The 16,365-nt window shown below is 31.2% G+C and carries 15 protein-coding genes; 14 read left to right on the forward strand and 1 reads right to left on the reverse strand.

What is annotated here, in order from left to right; translation table 11 throughout:
• Window positions 1-88: 88 nt before the first annotated feature.
• From CLV91_RS04655 to CLV91_RS04710, 12 genes are all read left to right on the forward strand, one after another.
• Complete coding sequence (locus CLV91_RS04655) at window positions 89-625, forward strand: YceD family protein (RefSeq protein WP_121064449.1); 537 nt, start codon at window positions 89-91, stop codon at window positions 623-625.
• Between the two features lie 6 nt (window positions 626-631).
• Window positions 632-829: a 50S ribosomal protein L32 gene (rpmF, locus tag CLV91_RS04660; RefSeq protein ID WP_121064451.1), complete on the forward strand. Its 198-nt coding sequence runs from the start codon at window positions 632-634 to the stop codon at window positions 827-829.
• 240 nt (window positions 830-1,069) lie between these two features.
• Window positions 1,070-2,062 (forward strand): beta-ketoacyl-ACP synthase III, encoded by a 993-nt coding sequence (locus tag CLV91_RS04665; protein ID WP_121064453.1) that lies wholly within the window; start codon window positions 1,070-1,072, stop codon window positions 2,060-2,062.
• Window positions 2,063-2,101: 39 nt separating this feature from the next.
• Window positions 2,102-2,590 carry an acetyl-CoA carboxylase biotin carboxyl carrier protein gene (gene accB / locus CLV91_RS04670; protein ID WP_121064455.1) on the forward strand — a complete coding sequence of 163 codons (489 nt, stop codon included), beginning with the start codon at window positions 2,102-2,104 and terminating at the stop codon, window positions 2,588-2,590.
• A 70-nt stretch (window positions 2,591-2,660) separates the two neighbouring features.
• Window positions 2,661-4,010, forward strand: coding sequence for an acetyl-CoA carboxylase biotin carboxylase subunit (accC, locus tag CLV91_RS04675; protein WP_121064457.1), 1,350 nt, complete (start codon window positions 2,661-2,663; stop codon window positions 4,008-4,010).
• A gap of 141 nt (window positions 4,011-4,151) precedes the next feature.
• Window positions 4,152-4,493 (forward strand): hypothetical protein, encoded by a 342-nt coding sequence (locus CLV91_RS04680; protein WP_121064459.1) that lies wholly within the window; start codon window positions 4,152-4,154, stop codon window positions 4,491-4,493.
• Between the two features lie 206 nt (window positions 4,494-4,699).
• Entirely contained in the window at window positions 4,700-5,257 is a 558-nt protein-coding gene (locus tag CLV91_RS04685; protein WP_245987141.1) for a hypothetical protein, read from the forward strand.
• 9 nt (window positions 5,258-5,266) lie between these two features.
• On the forward strand, window positions 5,267-7,096 hold the full coding sequence (locus CLV91_RS04690; protein WP_121064463.1) for a hypothetical protein: 1,830 nt from the start codon (window positions 5,267-5,269) through the stop codon (window positions 7,094-7,096).
• A gap of 2 nt (window positions 7,097-7,098) precedes the next feature.
• Window positions 7,099-8,487: a hypothetical protein gene (locus CLV91_RS04695; protein WP_121064465.1), complete on the forward strand. Its 1,389-nt coding sequence runs from the start codon at window positions 7,099-7,101 to the stop codon at window positions 8,485-8,487.
• 213 nt (window positions 8,488-8,700) lie between these two features.
• The gene (locus CLV91_RS04700) at window positions 8,701-9,822 is read left to right on the forward strand and encodes an NAD(P)/FAD-dependent oxidoreductase (RefSeq protein WP_121064467.1); all 1,122 of its coding nucleotides are present in this window, start codon (window positions 8,701-8,703) and stop codon (window positions 9,820-9,822) included.
• A gap of 119 nt (window positions 9,823-9,941) precedes the next feature.
• On the forward strand, window positions 9,942-10,571 hold the full coding sequence (locus CLV91_RS04705; RefSeq protein ID WP_121064469.1) for a hypothetical protein: 630 nt from the start codon (window positions 9,942-9,944) through the stop codon (window positions 10,569-10,571).
• 38 nt (window positions 10,572-10,609) lie between these two features.
• On the forward strand, window positions 10,610-11,068 hold the full coding sequence (locus tag CLV91_RS04710; protein WP_121064471.1) for a 3-oxoacyl-ACP synthase: 459 nt from the start codon (window positions 10,610-10,612) through the stop codon (window positions 11,066-11,068).
• A 9-nt stretch (window positions 11,069-11,077) separates the two neighbouring features.
• On the opposite strand, the gene CLV91_RS04715 is transcribed toward CLV91_RS04710, so the two are convergent.
• Window positions 11,078-12,103 (reverse strand): LacI family DNA-binding transcriptional regulator, encoded by a 1,026-nt coding sequence (locus CLV91_RS04715; RefSeq protein WP_121064473.1) that lies wholly within the window; start codon window positions 12,101-12,103, stop codon window positions 11,078-11,080.
• Window positions 12,104-12,285: 182 nt separating this feature from the next.
• Here CLV91_RS04715 and CLV91_RS04720 point away from each other — a divergent pair, with 182 nt between their 5' ends.
• Window positions 12,286-14,964, forward strand: coding sequence for a TonB-dependent receptor (locus CLV91_RS04720; RefSeq protein WP_121064475.1), 2,679 nt, complete (start codon window positions 12,286-12,288; stop codon window positions 14,962-14,964).
• A 77-nt stretch (window positions 14,965-15,041) separates the two neighbouring features.
• Complete coding sequence (locus tag CLV91_RS04725; RefSeq protein ID WP_121064477.1) at window positions 15,042-16,355, forward strand: MGH1-like glycoside hydrolase domain-containing protein; 1,314 nt, start codon at window positions 15,042-15,044, stop codon at window positions 16,353-16,355.
• The last annotated feature ends 10 nt before the right edge of the window (window positions 16,356-16,365 follow it).

Genomic DNA, 16,365 nt, shown 5'->3' on the forward strand with positions numbered 1-16,365 from the left:
ATGTGTAAAAATTGGGTATTATTAAAATAATAGTATCTTTGCACCCCCCTATAATTGGGTGGGCGTTTTAAATTTAAGTGTTTATACGATGAAGCAAAAGGAGTTTATTATTCCTTTCTCAGGATTGAAGCAAGGGAAACATGAGTTTAAGTACGTAATTAAAAACGAGTTCTTTGAATCTTTTGAATATGATGAGTTTAATAGCGCAGATGTTAATTTAACTGTACTATTAAATAAAACGAGCACTATGATGGAGCTTGATTTTATTGCATCAGGTAGCGTAAATGTTAACTGCGATACTACAAATGAGCCTTACGACCAATCAGTAGATTCTGATATACAGTTGTTAGTCAAGTTTGGAGAAGCATTTAATAATGAGGACGATGAAATTTTAATATTACCTCACGGGGAATATGAAATGAATATTGCTCAGTACGTTTATGAAATGCTTGTTTTAGCTGTGCCTCAAAAAAGAGTGCACCCTGGAATAGCAGATGGCACATTAAAATCGGAAGCTTTAGATAAATTAGAAGAGCTTCAGCCAAAAGCAAAAGACGAAAAAGAAAATAAAGAAGAAAGTGATCCCAGATGGGACGAATTAAAAAAACTATTAACGGATAAATAAGTACTAATGGCACATCCTAAGAGAAAAATTTCCAAAACAAGGAGAGACAAAAGAAGAACACATTACAAAGCTGTAGCTCCTACTTTGGCAACAGATTCAGCAACTGGTGAAATGCATTTATACCATAGAGCACACTGGCACGAAGGAAAATTATACTATAGAGGTCAAGTTTTAGTTGACAAAACAGTAGAAGCGGAAGCTTAAATAGTAAGATATTTTAAAAAAACTCTCTCATTTATTGTAATGACGAGAGTTTTTTTTATTTCTTTTTTTAGAATAAAACTTGTTTTATTTTATACTAAAATTTAAAATCCCGGACTAGGGATTCTTTTTTAGAAAAAAAGTTAAAAACTGATGGTTTTTCATCAAAAAGTCGCAAAAAATCACTATTTTTCGACGATTTTGATTAGTTTTTGAAGTTTTTCACCCAAAACCAACTAATACATGAACAAACTTACCGCAGCTATTACTGCTGTTGGGGGCTATGTCCCTAAGCATATTTTAACCAACAAAATGTTGGAAGAAATTGTAGATACCAATGATGAGTGGATTACCACCAGAACCGGTATTAAAGAAAGAAGAATTCTTAAAGAGGATGAAGGAGAGGGTACTTCTTATTTAGCAATAAAAGCAGCAGAAGATTTAATTGCTAAGAAAAGTATAGATCCAAAAGAAATAGATTTAATAGTTGTAGCAACTGCAACTCCAGATAATATGGTTGCTTCAACAGCAGCATTTGTTGCTTCAGAAATAGGAGCTAGTAATGCTTTTGCTTATGATTTACTAGCAGCATGTTCTAGTTTTCTTTTTGGCTTGTCTACAGTAGCTAGTTACATTGCGTCTGGCAGGTATAAAAAAGTATTACTTATTGGAGCAGATAAAATGTCCTCTATTTTGGATTACGAAGATAGAACTACTTGTATTATTTTTGGAGACGGAGCTGGAGCAGTACTTATGGAACCAAACACCGAAGGTTTTGGCTTACAAGATGAGTATTTAAGAGCAGATGGATCTGGAAGACAGTTCTTAGGAATGGAAGGCGGCGGATCTTTAATGCCAGCAACTATAGAATCTGTAAAAAATAGAAAACATTATATTTTTCAAGAAGGCAGGACTGTATTTAAATTTGCAGTATCTAATATGGCATTTGCAGCTGCAGAAATCATGAAGCGTAATAATTTAAGTGATAAAGATGTAGATTGGTTAGTGCCACATCAAGCCAATAAAAGAATTATAGATGCAACATCTAATAGAATGGGGTTAGATGAAAATAAAGTAATGATGAATATTCAGAGGTATGGAAATACTACTTCTGGAACATTGCCATTACTATTATGGGATTATGAAAAACAATTAAAAAAAGGAGATAATCTTGTATTTGCCGCTTTTGGAGGTGGCTTTACTTGGGGTTCTATTTATTTAAAATGGGCCTATTAAATTATTTAAAGAAAATAACCAACTTAATGTATTTTTATTATGGATATTAAAGAAATTCAAAGCCTAATTAAATTTGTGGCAAAGTCTGGAGCTAGTGAAGTAAAACTAGAGACAGATGATTTAAAAATAACAATTAGAACAGGATCATTAAATTCTGGTTCAGAAACAACATATGTACAGCAAATTCCTGTTGCACAACAAGCAATGGCACCTGCAGCGCCAGTAGCAGCTCCTGTAGCAGATACACCAGCAGCGCCAGCTACTCCTGCCGCAGAAGACGATTCTAAATATATTACAGTTAAATCTCCAATAATAGGTACATTTTATAGAAAACCATCTCCAGACAAACCATCTTTTGTTGAGGTAGGCAGTACTATAGGAGAAGGAGATGTACTTTGTGTTATAGAAGCAATGAAATTGTTTAATGATATTGAGTCTGAAGTTTCCGGTAAAATTGTAAAAATATTAGTAGACGATTCTTCTCCAGTAGAATTTGACCAACCATTATTCTTAGTAGACCCATCTTAATAATTTTAAGTAGCAAATACTACTTTTTTAGTAGTAGTATCTATTAGAATTAATTTAAAATTTAAAGAAGATGTTTAAAAAAATACTAATTGCCAACAGAGGGGAAATAGCACTACGTGTTATTAGAACCTGTAAAGAAATGGGAATAAAAACAGTAGCTGTTTATTCTAAAGCAGATGAAGAAAGTTTGCATGTAAGATTTGCAGATGAGGCTGTTTGTATAGGGCCAGCACCAAGTAGTGAGTCTTATTTAAAAATTCCAAATATTATTGCAGCAGCAGAAATTACAAATGCAGATGCAATACACCCTGGATACGGATTCTTATCAGAAAACTCTAAATTTTCTAAAATTTGTGCAGAGCATGATATAAAATTTATTGGAGCATCTGGGGAACATATTGATCGCATGGGAGATAAAGCTAGCGCTAAATTAACCATGAAAGAAGCAGGGGTGCCTACGGTTCCTGGTTCAGACGGATTATTAAAAGATGTGGATGAAGCACTAGAAATAGCAGAAAAAATGGGGTATCCTGTTATGATTAAAGCTACAGCTGGTGGTGGTGGTAAAGGAATGCGTGCCGTTTGGAGTGCAGAAGAAATGCCAGACCTTTTCGAAAGTGCAGTACAAGAAGCTACTGCAGCCTTTGGTAACGGAGGTATGTATATGGAAAAGCTTATTGAAGAACCAAGACATATAGAAATACAGATTGTTGGTGACCAATACGGTAAAGCGTGTCACTTATCAGAAAGAGATTGTTCTGTACAAAGAAGACATCAAAAATTAACGGAAGAAACACCATCTCCGTTTATGACCGATAAGCTTAGAGATAGTATGGGTAAAGCTGCAGTAAAGGCTGCAGAATTCATAAAATATGAAGGAGCAGGTACTATTGAGTTTTTGGTAGACAAGCATAGAAAGTTCTATTTTATGGAGATGAATACTCGTATTCAGGTAGAGCACCCAATTACAGAACAGGTAATAGATTACGATTTAATTAGAGAGCAAATATTAGTTGCTGGTGGTGTGCCAATTTCTGGTAAAAATTATTTACCAAAATTACACTCCATAGAATGTAGAATAAATGCAGAGGATCCTTATAATGGGTTTAGACCTTCTCCAGGTAAAATTACTACGTTACATATTCCAGGAGGCCATGGTGTACGTATGGATACTCATGTATATAGTGGGTATACAATTCCGCCAAACTATGATTCTATGATTGCTAAATTAATTACTACTGCACAGACACGTGAAGAGGCAATTAATAAAATGAAAAGGGCTTTAGACGAGTTTGTTATTGAAGGAATAAAAACTACAATACCATTTCATAGGCAGTTAATGGATCATCCAGATTATTTAACGGGTAATTATACCACAGCATTTATGGAAGATTTTGAAATGAATCCGATAGAAAAATAAAAATAAACCCTAATGAAAATTAGGGTTTTTTTATATACCCTTTTTTCAGGGATGTGTATTTAGTGTTTTATGGCCTGTTTGGCCAATTTTTTAAAATTTAGTTTTGTCCTAAGAAATATGGATAATTATAACTAATAAAAAATGCAACAACTAAATTTTAAAGCCTTTGAGAAAGCAAAATTAATTACTTCTTTAAAAGAAAATTTTCCGCAGTATAAAATACAAAACTCATTAGGGAATTTACAGGTAAGAACTAGTGGTTTTACACTAACAGGCAATGTAAAACTTAGTGTTAATGGTACTAAAGGAAAGATAAAAACCCAAACAAATTATGACATGTTAATTTTATTCTTAATAATTTCTTTTCCAATAGGAATTTATATTTATGCAAAAAAGGAGAAACAAAAAACAATGGAAAAAGAGGTTGTAAATAAGTTACAAGAAATTTTAGTTCCTGTGGGAAAAAATAGTCATCCATTTTAGGAAGAGAAAGTTTCAAAGAACAAATACAATTTCTAGTTAAAATTAGTGTTACCTATTACTATAATAACGCAACCAATATGATTAAAAAAGCATTTATTTATTTCAGTTTATTTATATGTATTTCTTTGTGCACAAGTTGTTTTGAAATATTAGAAGAAATAACGTTAAATAAGGACGGTAGTGGCACTGTTATGGTAACTCTGAACATGAGTAAGAGTAAAACCAAATTAGCTTCTCTAATGCTTTTAGATAGCATAAATGGGTATAAAATTCCTTCGGAAGATGAGATAGATGAATCTTTTAAAGATATATTGTATCATTTAGAGAAAACACCAGGAATATCAAACATTAAAAAAACAAAAGATTTTGATAATTATATTTTTACAATTTCCTGCGATTTTAAGAATGTAGATAATGTAAATGCCATTTTTAAAGAGCTTATAAAAAAGCAGAATAAGAATAATTACACCAATTTTACTACTACAAATTTATCTTATAATCCATCAGAAAATGTTTTTAATAGGCATTTTACGTATGATGATGCCATAAAAAAATCCTTTAACACTTTAAAAAATGAAGACCGTAAGGTTTTTGATAATGCTAGTTATACTTGTATTTATAGATTTCAGGATAAAGTAAAAAGTGTGTCTAATACCAATGCTAAAATAGCACCAAATAAAGGAGCTGTTTTTTTAAAAATAGATGCTCTTTCTCTAATATTAGGAGAAAAAAATGTTGAAAATAAAATCCAATTAATCAATTAATATTTTTAGATGAAAAAATTTGTAATAGCAGTTTCTGCTTTTTGTATATCTATTACGCTTAGTGCGCAAGACTTAATAACTAAAGTTCCTTCTACGGCCTCGGCAGTAGTTTCTATAAAAGGAAAAAATGTTTTGGAATTAATGAGTTTAGAAGAGTTTTCTAACTCAAAGTTTGGTTCTTTTTTAGAGAAGGAATTAATGGATGAAAGCAAGGGAAAATTAGAAACTCTAGAAGATTTAGGCTTAGATTATACTAATACATTTCATTACTTTTTTGAAATGAATGATGGTGTTTACACCAATTGTTTTCTTATTCCTTTAAAGGATGGAAAAGCTTTTACTGCTTTATTAAGAAATAGTGAGATAAAAAAAACCATAACAGAAGGTAATTTATCTTATTTTCAAAATTATAGAGGCGATGAGGTTACTATGTGGAATGAAGATGTTTTAATGTTCATTGTTTCATCAGACAATAAAGTAAAAGAAGAATCTTATAGCTATTATAATGATTACCAATCCGAAGTTGCAGTTGAAGCAGTAGATGCAACAGAAGAGGGAAATTATTATAATAGTGATGCTTATAAAAAAGAGCAAGAAGAGAGAGAAAAAAAACGTTTAGAAAGAGAAGAAAAACGCTTGGCAAGAACTAAAGAATTTTCGCAAGAAGTTTTAGAAAAAGCAAAGAAAATAATAGCAGGTACTTATGCTAATAAAAGTATACTAACCAATAAAAGTTATTTAAAAAGTTTAGGTAAAGGAAAAGAAGAAGCTAGTGTTTGGATAAACGATTTTGCTACAATATATGAACAAGCAATACCTAGTTATATGTTAGGGAACTCTTTTAACCCATATAGTTTTATGAATATAGATAAATTATATGGTGGTTTATCTTTAATGGCAAAGTTAAATTTTAATGAAGATGAGGCAGTTATAAAAACGGAATACACCATGAATAATGAAATGGCAGCGCTTTATAAGCCTATGTATAATGGGAAAATTAATAAAAGTTTTGCTAAATATATTAATGAAGATACTATGCTAGGTTATATGTCTTTAAACCTTAGTACAGAAGGTGTTCTTAAGGCATACCCAAACTTAGCCTCTAGTTTGTTTGATACTGGTTCTGGAGAAACAATAAGTGAGTCGGTAGCTTTAGGAGCCAAAGTTTTTTCGCTATTAATAGATGAAGAAGGAGCTTCTAAAATACTTAGAGGAGATATGTTTTTAGCACTTACAAACTTAACAGAGAAGCAAGTAACCTACACAGACTATGAGTATGATGAAGATTTTAATTACAAAGAAGTAGAAAAAACCAAAACCGAAACTGTTCCAGATTTTATGTTCATGTTTACATCAGAAGAACAAGAAATATTTAATAGGCTGGTAAGAATAGGAGTTAAAGAAAAACAATTAGAAGCCAATAATGGGGTGTATAAATTAATAGACTTACCAAAATCTACTCCATTTAATATCTATGTAATGTATAAGGATAATACGGTATTCCTTGGAAGTTCTCTAAAAGATATGAGCGCAATACAAAACGGAAAATTTGTTTCTAAACTATCAAGTACACATAAAAAGAACATTACTAAAAATGCTTCTAGTGTTTTTGTAAATGGTAAGAAGATTATAGCCGAGATTCCTGTAGAATCTTTTCCTAGAGAATTACGCAATAAAGTAGATTTCTTAACCTCTAATACAGAAGATATAAAGTTTAATTTTCAGAAAATAAAAGGAAATTCTATGAAAGGAGAACTTATTTGGGAAATTCCATCAGAAGGGCATAAAAATAGCTTTGTGTACTTTATTAATATCATAGATGCTATGATGGATAAATAAGAATGAAAAAAGCACTAAAAATAATTGTAATATTAAGTATAACCTCATTAGTTGGCTATTGGGGTTATACTTGGTATTGTAATACAGCCTCTTTATTGGGGGTTATTCATAAAGATGCGGATAGTGTTATTAAAATAGGCATTCAGGATATAAAAGAAACACTTGTTTTAGATGCAATTACTTCTCCAAAGTATTACTATAACAATGCATCGTTTAAAACAAAGAAAAAAGAGAAAGATACTGTAGAGAAAAAAGGAATAAATTTTACACCTCATAACTTGGTATTATTTACAGTACCTAAAGTACAAAACACTTATTTTTCTATTCTTACTATTGAGGATAATAATGCGTTTAAAAATCAGATAAAAGAGTATTCTAAGGGATTACATCAGAAAATTGATAAGGAGCATAACATACATTGGTTAGAACATAAAAAACAACATTGGGTTTGTGCTTGGAGTAACAATAAATTAGTTGTTTCTTTTGGATTAGATAATACCTACCAAAAGAGTAAAAAGGTTTTTGTAGAAGTTTTAAAAGAGGGTAAAGTTATAACGTCAAAAAATAACAAATGGATTACCACTCTTTCTAAAAGCAATAGTCATATAACCTTTATAGATACAAAGGGCAAAACAGAAATTCAATTTAAAGATGGCAAGGCCGTTTTAGAAGGAAGTCTAGAAACTAATGAGGTTAATGCGTATCCTAACAAAGTATCTTATGATAGAGTTCCTAATGCAGCACTAGAATTTTATTGGGATGGAAATTTTAATCGTAATAAAAATAGAGAGCAATTTATAGCCTCTTGGAAGAATAACGCGTTCTTAAAAAAAGCAAATATAAATGTGCCAGAGATTGCAGAGTTAACTAATGGTTTTTTCTATGCAGGCGTTAATGGTACAACTATGCAAACAGATACTATTATAACCTATGGTTACGATGACAATTTTAATAAAATTGAACAAAAATCGCTGCAGGAAAAACTAGTGCCATCTATTATTTTAAATTTAGGAAGAGAAAAACAACCTTTAAAAAGCTATTTAAAAGAACAAGAATTGTTGACTGAAAATAATATTTTTAAGAGTATTCCTTTTTATCATTTTTATGTTGAAGAAGATGCTACGGCTACCTGTTTTAAAACTCAAAAATTAAAACAGAGTACAGAACAAATTACTAGTTCTAATTTTATGAATTTGTTTGTAGATTTTAATAAAGCAAAAGAAGTAGTACAAATTCCGCAAGTAAATCGTTTTTTTAATTTACTAAATAGTTTGCAAATATCAGCGCAACAATCTTCCAATAATAAAGTAGTATTAAAAGGTACTATTGAAGGTAAATTAGAAAAGGTTAATATACTTTCTCAGGTATTTTTTGGGGTACGCCAAGAATAATTTACAAACCATAAGGTTTTATTTTAGAGAAAGTAATTCTTTTAGGTGCTCCAAAACTTTTCATTAGCGATAAAACCAGCTGTTAAACGATTTTTAATTTTATTAGGGGGTAGAGATAAAAATTAAAAACAGACTAATAAGTTGGTTACCTAATAAATGGGGTAGATGCTTATTTCTAATTAGAATTTAAGCAATTGTACTTATTTTAGTACTATGAATCTTAGTTATTGGGAATACAAAACATGGTTATCTAATATAGATTTTACCATTATTGGCAGCGGAATAGTTGGTTTAAACTGTGCATTAAAACTTAGAGAAAAATATCCTGAAGCTGGTATTCTAATTTTAGAAAAAGGCATTTTACCACAAGGAGCTAGTACAAAAAATGCTGGTTTTGCCTGTTTTGGGAGTATCTCGGAAATACTAGCAGACTTAAAATCACATACCCCAGAAGAGGTGGTTTCTTTGGTTCAAAAAAGGTATAATGGTATACAGGCACTAAGAGAAAAATTAAGCGATACTAAAATAGGCTACCAACAATTAGGTGGGCATGAACTGTTTTTAGAAAAAGATAAAGAGCTATACTACTCGTCGTTATCTAAAATAGAAGAAGTTAATACATTATTGTTTCCTGTTTTTAAAGAGAATGCTTTTGAAGAAAATAAGAACATTTTTAGTTTCTTAAATATCAAAGAAAAATATATTACCCACAAGTTTGAAGGTCAAATAAACACGGGTGCTATGATGCAGGCTTTATTAAAAAAAGTAGTACAAAACAATATAACTATCCTAAATGGCATAAATGTCCAAGATTTCCAGGAAATGCAAGGCAGGGTGGAAGTAAAAACAGATAAATTTCAATTTAATACCCAACAACTTTTTATAGCAACTAATGGTTTTGCTGCTAATTTAATAACAGAAAAAATAAAACCTGCAAGAGCACAAGTAGTACTAACCAAACCAATAAAAAATTTACATATTAAAGGCACTTTTCATTTAGAAGAAGGCTATTATTATTTTAGAAATATTGATAATAGAATACTTTTAGGTGGTGGTAGAAATTTAGATTTTAAAAAGGAACAAACCACAGAATTTGGAGTAACTTCTTTAATTCAACAAAAATTAGAGCAGCTTTTAAAAGAGATAATATTACCAAATAAGGAATTTTCAATAGAACATAATTGGAGTGGTATAATGGGTGTAGGAGAGACAAAAAAACCAATTCTTAAACGTATTTCTTCCCGTGTTTTTTGTGGTGTTAGACTTGGGGGAATGGGAGTAGCAATAGGAACTGTTATTGGAGAAGAACTAGCGGGTTTGTATTTAATATCATAGTTTTATTTTTAAAAGACGTATTCTTTTAAATTATTTGTTATATTGAAATCCCAAAAAATCTATAGCTATATTATAAGAACTTTGCCTATCATAATACGTGCTAGTATTATAAAATAGGAATGATACTAATTACAAAATATTTTAGAGTAAGTTTTGCATTAATTATAGTGCTGCTTATTCAGTCATGTTCTTCATCTAAGTCTAATTATAAAAAAGAATATGCTAAAGTTTGGAAAGAGCTAATTAAAACAGAAGCATGGAAACAAGCTTTAGTTTCTACAAAAGATAATGCAAATTCTAATGAATTATATGCAAGTTCAGAAGATGTTTTAGTTTTAAGTACTCCAGGGTCCTTTAAAACAATACAAAGCCCTTGGTTTAAAGATAAGTATGCTTCTTTAGTATCTAGAGCATATTTTAAGATCATTTCTGAAGCACAAAAAGCGGATGCTAGATTAGAAGAAGATTATGAATATTGGACCGCTAAAGAAGCTGCTTCTACAGAAAAGGATAAAACATTAAAGAAAAGAGTTGGTTTAGTTATTAAAAAGTATGAAGCACATAAAAATATGCTTTCAGGCTTAAAGTCTTGGAATATTTTTAGTGAAGATAGGTCTGGAGATTTAGATTACTTTAAAGCAGAGAATGATGAAGCAATACATAAGATGTATCTTCAAGGTTTAGAAGAAAAGGCTATGGTAAACTACCTTGTTTTTAAATTAGCCGATTTATACCATTTTGAAGAGTAAAGCTATTCTTTTATAGTATTTACAGTTACTTTTGTTGTATGCCTTATAACACCTTAAAAGAAAATACTTTTCAATTTTGTAAAGATTTTATTAATAACCGTCTTATTCGAATCCATAATCAAATACTAGAAATACAAACCGCTCTAACGTCAGAAACTAAAAGTAGCGCGGGCGATAAGCACGAGACTGGTAGGGCAATGGTACAGTTAGAAAGAGAAAAATTAGGTGCCCAATTAGCAGAAGCTGAAAAAATAGCACAATTACTTAGTAAAATAGATATTAAAACGTCTCAAGAAAAAATTGGTTTAGGAAGTTTAATAAAAACAAACAAATTTTTATACTTCATAGCAATCTCTGCAGGAGAGTATAAGAGTAAAGATGCATCGGTCTATTGTATTTCTGCAGCTACACCTATTGCCAAGTTACTAATGGGGAAATGTGTTGGCGATTCAATAACATTTAACAAAGTGGAGACAACAATAAAGGAAATTTTTTAAATTAAGTACTTATGCTGTAAAAGAAGAATCCCTAATAATTAGGCTTGTTTTAATTTTCACAGTTTTAATACTAACATCTTCATTAGGTTTTTCTATTTCTTGGATTAAATATTTAACAGCAGTTTTCCCAATTTTATTTCCAGGCTGATCTACTGTAGAAAGAGCTGGTTGTATTATGGTAGAGTTCATAGAATTACTAAAACCAACAACTGCAATTTGTTCTGGTATTTTTATTTTAAATTTATTTAATGCTTTAATTGCGCCAATAGCAGCATTATCTGTAATAGCAAAAATAGCATCGGGAGGGTTTTTCATACTAATAAGAATATTAGTAAGTCTTCTTCCGTTCGTTAAAGATATATCTTCGGTGCTAAGAATTATTTTTTCATCTATTGGCAAGTTATGTTCTTTAAGAGCTTTTAAATAGCCAGCAAATCTTTTTTCAGAATTAAAAGAGTTCTCCGTTTCTTTAATAATTGCGATTCTTTTTTTGCCAATATTTATAAGGTGCTCTACAGCGTTAAATGCTGCTTCTTTATCGTCTATAACTATTTGGGTACAAGGGATTTTATCAGATACTTTATCAAACATAACTAAAGGAATACGATTTAGTATTTGTAAAACATCTGTAACAGACGTTGTTTTTCTTGCCAATGCAAGTAACACACCATCTACACCAAACTGTGTCATGGTTTGTAACATTTCGGTTTGTTTCACTTCATTGTTTTTAGATTCAGATATAATTACCCTATACCCTTTCTCTTCGGCTTTTTCTAAAATCCCTTTTAAAATAGTAGATGTAAAGTAATGTGCAATATTAGGGACAATAACGCCTAAAATATTAGTTTTTCTAGATCTAAAACTTTTTGCAAATAAATTAGGGGAATAGTGGCGTTGTTTAGCTAAGGTTGTTACTCTTTCTACGGTACTCGGTTTAATATCAGGGTGTTGGTTTAAAGCTCTTGAAACTGTAGAGATAGATAAATTAAGCTCTTTTGCTAAATCTTTTAATGTAATATTTCTTTGTTTACTCAAAATTTAAATTCTTTTTAGGGTATTTTCATATTAAGATATAAAAAAAAATCAAATTGCAATCGTTTGCGAGAACGTTTGCATAAGATTTTCGTTAAAAAACAGCATCAAAATTAGGAATGTCAATATAATTTTATCAAAAAATTAACAATAACTCAAAATAAGAATTAACTAAAAACTGTTTTATGAAAAAAATACTCTTTACAATGATTTGTGTTTTTGGAATCTCATTTGCTTTTGCACAAACAGAGATTCAAGGACATGTAAAAGACCTTTCTGGTGAGCCTATTATAGGAGCCAATGTTTTAATTACTGGAACAACAACAGGGACAGTAACAGATTTTGATGGTAATTTTACTTTAGAATCAGATTTAGAAGGAACACAAAAATTACAAGTTTCCTATTTAGGTTTTGCTTCTCAAGAAAAAGAAATAGAATTAAATGGTTCTTTAATAAAACTAGATTTTGTTTTATTAGAAGGAGGAGAGCAATTAGACGAGGTTGTACTTACTGGCTCTAGTACATTTAGATCTCAGAAACAAGCACCTTTATCTATTACATCTGTAAAACAAGCAGAAATAGTAAAATTATCAGCAAATAGTCAGGCCGATATTTTAAGAAGTGTACCAGGTATTACTGCTGAAGGTGGTGGTGGTGAAACTGCCAGTAATATTTTTGTAAGAGGGTTACCCTCTGGAGGGCAATATGTATTTAACCCTTTACAGTATGATGGTATGCCATTAATGAGCACATTTGGTTTAAATTCTTCTGCACATGATGTTTACGCAAGACCAGATTTAGGTTTTAAAGGTGTAGAGTTTGTTCGTGGTGGTTCTGCAGTATTATATGGTGCAGGCTCTGTTGCTGGTATTATTAATTACACTAGTAAAACAGGAGATACAAACCCTGGAAACACTATTAATATTGAAGTGGCTAATGAAGGTAGAATTAAAACGGAGTTTTATACAGGAGGAAGATTAGGTGGTGAAGAGTCTAATACTTTTTATGCTTTAACAGGTTTTGTACGTTATGATGAGGGGCCAATTAAAACAGGATTACCAACAAAAGGTATTCAATTAAGAGGTAATGTTAAAAAGAAGTTTGATAAAGGTTCTTTTACGCTTCACGGACAATTTATTAATGACAATGCGCAATTCTATATGCCACTACCTTTACAAGGAGGTTCTAGAGAAAGAATAAATGGTAATGATGGGGAGCCGGTAGAACAATTATTAACAGGCCAATTAGCAAATACTTCTTTTAATACACCAGGAGGTGTTTACAATAGTCCTATTGCAGATGGTGTTTCTACAAAAGGAGGGTATCTTTTAGCAGATTTTAACTATAATATTGAAGATGATTTAAGATTTAAGTCTAAAATAAAATATGCAAATTACAAGCATAACTTTGCTTTATATGTTGGAGGTAATGGAGCCAATAGTAACCCAATAACTTTAGATAATTATGTAGAAAGTTTAGATGGTGCAAATCAAGGATACCAAGCAACGTACCAAAGCGGTGATCCAAACCAACAAGTTAGTGGTTCAGATTTAGTGGTAGATAATTTACATATTGATAGGTTAAGACCAATGACTGATTATTCTGGAGAAGCTTCATTAACTAAAACTGTTGAAACTGCAAATGGAGGAAGCCACAATATTACAGTAGGTACTTTCTTAGCTCGTACAGAAGCGGAAGACGTAAACTATCAATTTAGAGCGTTATCAGAATTTAATAATACGCCACGCTTGGTTAATCTTAATTATACAGATGCAGCTGGTGAAAATGTAATATACTCTCAAGGAGGATTATATAACCGTATTGGGATGACATCTAATAATTATTTATCACAAAATAGAACAGCATTATATCTTACAGATGAGATGATTTTTGACAGATGGCGTTTTGATGTTGGTTTTAGATGGGAAAAAACAGATGGTAAATTTGCGAAAGGAGATTTAAGAACAGAAACTGTTTATGATGATGCAGATATAACTACAGGATTAAGTGATGTACAATCTGCAGATGGTAGTTTTGTAAGATCTACAGTAAGCGCTTCTGCATGGGCGGTGTCTTTAGCAGCATTATATGAACTTTCTGATGCAACAAATTTATATGCTAACTTTTCTAAAGGATATTTCTTTCCACAAATAAGAGGTTTTGCTCCAGTAGCAGGTATTAGTGAAAACCCTTATGATGCAGAAAACATTATACAATTTGAAGCTGGTGCAAAGTTTGGAAACGAAAAATTATCAGGTTCTTTAGCAGCGTATTATGTTAATTTAAATGATAGAATTAAAATTACACAGGCAATTGTTGGCGGTCAATTAGTAGATGAAACAAGATCTATACAAAATACTGCAACTGTTGGTTTAGAAGCAACATGGGATTATAAGTTTGCTCAAGATTTTAGCCTTAGAGGAACGGCTACATACCAAGATCATGAAATTACTAAAAACATAAATGAAGATTTAGTAAATGGAGGTTCTACAGCTGCAAATGAAGGTAATGAGTTGGCAAGACAACCAAATTTCTTAGGAAGCTTAGGAGTTTATTATGATAATAAAATGTTTGATGCTAGTTTCTCAGGAACACATACAGGAGCTAAGTTTACAGATGATACTAATGGTATAGAGTTAGATGCAATTACTATTGCACGTATAGGAGCTGGATATACATTTGCAATGGGAGAAAATAATGAAACATTAAGGCTAGGTGTTTCCGTTTTTAATTTATTTGATAGTAATGGTATTACAGAAGGTAACCCTAGAGCAGGAGCTGCAGGAGCTACAGAAGGTGAGTTTTTCTTTGGAAGACCAATTTTACCAAGAAGATTCTTTGCAACAGCAACCTTAAATTTTTAGAGTCAGTTTAGTTTAAGTTTTATATAGTAACACACACTGGTGGTACTTTACCCCAATGTGTTTTTATTTTATTTTATATGAAAGAGAAGTTAGTAGAAAAAGCAAAAGAAATATTAGATGCAAATTTTCAAGAAGGAGGATTTACTATTCCTTGTAAAGGTTTGTACCCTTTTCAATGGAAATGGGATTCGGGATTCATTGCTATAGGTCTAGCATATTACAATGTAAAAAATGCTAAGGCAGAAATAGAAACTCTATTAAATGCACAATGGGAAAACGGATTTATACCGCATATTGTTTTTCATAACGAGAGCGATACATATTTTCCTGGTGCAGATTTTCACTTATCAAAACTACATCCGTTAGCTTCTAAAGAATATAGATCTACAGGTATGACGCAGCCTCCTGTAACAGGTTTTGTATTACAAGAGATGTTAAAAATAGCAGATGATAAAAAAGATATGCTAGGGTTTATAAAGTCTCAGATTGATAAAGTATATGATAATCACAAGTATTTCTATTCCAATAGAGATATAAATAATGAAGGCTTAGTATACATATACCATAACTGGGAATCAGGAACAGACAATTCTCCTATTTGGGATGATATCTGGAAAACAATGAACCCACCAGAATATAGTTTTGAAAGAAGAGATACTACTCACGTAGATGCCTCTCAAAGGCCTTCTAAAAGAGAGTATGATCATTATTTGCATATCATAGAAATTGCCAAGGCAAACAATTATGATGACGTCAAAATTGCAGAGTTATCTCCTTTTTTAGTGCAAGATCCATTATTTAATGCAATGCTTATAAAATCTAACACTGCGTTAATAGAATTGTATGAAAAGATAGGAAACAATGCCGATAAAGTAGCACAATTAAAATCTTGGCAAGAGAAGAGTATTAAAGGGTTTAATGCTAAATTATATGACGAAGAGCTAGGGGCTTACGTACATTATGATTTAAGAAATAATAAACCAATACGTTTTGTTTCGTCGTCTTCTTTTTCTCCTTTGTATGCTGGGATTCCAGATAAAGAAAGAGCAGCAAAATTGGTAAAAACAATGATGGATAAATTCGGTGGTGAAGATAAATATCTTTGTGCGTCCTTTGATCCAGAAAGTGATCGTTTTAATCCTAAAAAGTATTGGAGAGGGCCAGTTTGGATAAACCTTAACTGGATGCTTTATTACGGTCTTAAAGATTATGGATATGCAGAGATTTCAGAGAGAGTAAAGCAAGACTCTATTGCGTTGATTGAGAACGATGGTTTCTATGAATATTTTGATTCTAGAAAAGAGATTAGAAAAACAGAGACTGGCGGTTACGGAGGCAACAATTTTTCATGGAGTGCAGCCTTGTTAATAGATCTTTTGCATCAGAAATAAAATTTTAATA

Origin of the sequence: Maribacter vaceletii, assembly GCF_003634105.1 — a bacterium.
Lineage (GTDB): Bacteria > Bacteroidota > Bacteroidia > Flavobacteriales > Flavobacteriaceae > Maribacter_B > Maribacter_B vaceletii.

Coding starts and splice junctions, on each gene's coding strand:
- CLV91_RS04655 (WP_121064449.1), top strand. CDS start 89: ATGAAGCAAAAGGAGTTTATTATTCCTTTCTCAGGATTGAAGCAAGGG.
- rpmF (WP_121064451.1), top strand. CDS start 632: ATGGCACATCCTAAGAGAAAAATTTCCAAAACAAGGAGAGACAAAAGA.
- CLV91_RS04665 (WP_121064453.1), top strand. CDS start 1,070: ATGAACAAACTTACCGCAGCTATTACTGCTGTTGGGGGCTATGTCCCT.
- accB (WP_121064455.1), top strand. CDS start 2,102: ATGGATATTAAAGAAATTCAAAGCCTAATTAAATTTGTGGCAAAGTCT.
- accC (WP_121064457.1), top strand. CDS start 2,661: ATGTTTAAAAAAATACTAATTGCCAACAGAGGGGAAATAGCACTACGT.
- CLV91_RS04680 (WP_121064459.1), top strand. CDS start 4,152: ATGCAACAACTAAATTTTAAAGCCTTTGAGAAAGCAAAATTAATTACT.
- CLV91_RS04685 (WP_245987141.1), top strand. CDS start 4,700: ATGAGTAAGAGTAAAACCAAATTAGCTTCTCTAATGCTTTTAGATAGC.
- CLV91_RS04690 (WP_121064463.1), top strand. CDS start 5,267: ATGAAAAAATTTGTAATAGCAGTTTCTGCTTTTTGTATATCTATTACG.
- CLV91_RS04695 (WP_121064465.1), top strand. CDS start 7,099: ATGAAAAAAGCACTAAAAATAATTGTAATATTAAGTATAACCTCATTA.
- CLV91_RS04700 (WP_121064467.1), top strand. CDS start 8,701: ATGAATCTTAGTTATTGGGAATACAAAACATGGTTATCTAATATAGAT.
- CLV91_RS04705 (WP_121064469.1), top strand. CDS start 9,942: ATGATACTAATTACAAAATATTTTAGAGTAAGTTTTGCATTAATTATA.
- CLV91_RS04710 (WP_121064471.1), top strand. CDS start 10,610: ATGCCTTATAACACCTTAAAAGAAAATACTTTTCAATTTTGTAAAGAT.
- CLV91_RS04720 (WP_121064475.1), top strand. CDS start 12,286: ATGAAAAAAATACTCTTTACAATGATTTGTGTTTTTGGAATCTCATTT.
- CLV91_RS04725 (WP_121064477.1), top strand. CDS start 15,042: ATGAAAGAGAAGTTAGTAGAAAAAGCAAAAGAAATATTAGATGCAAAT.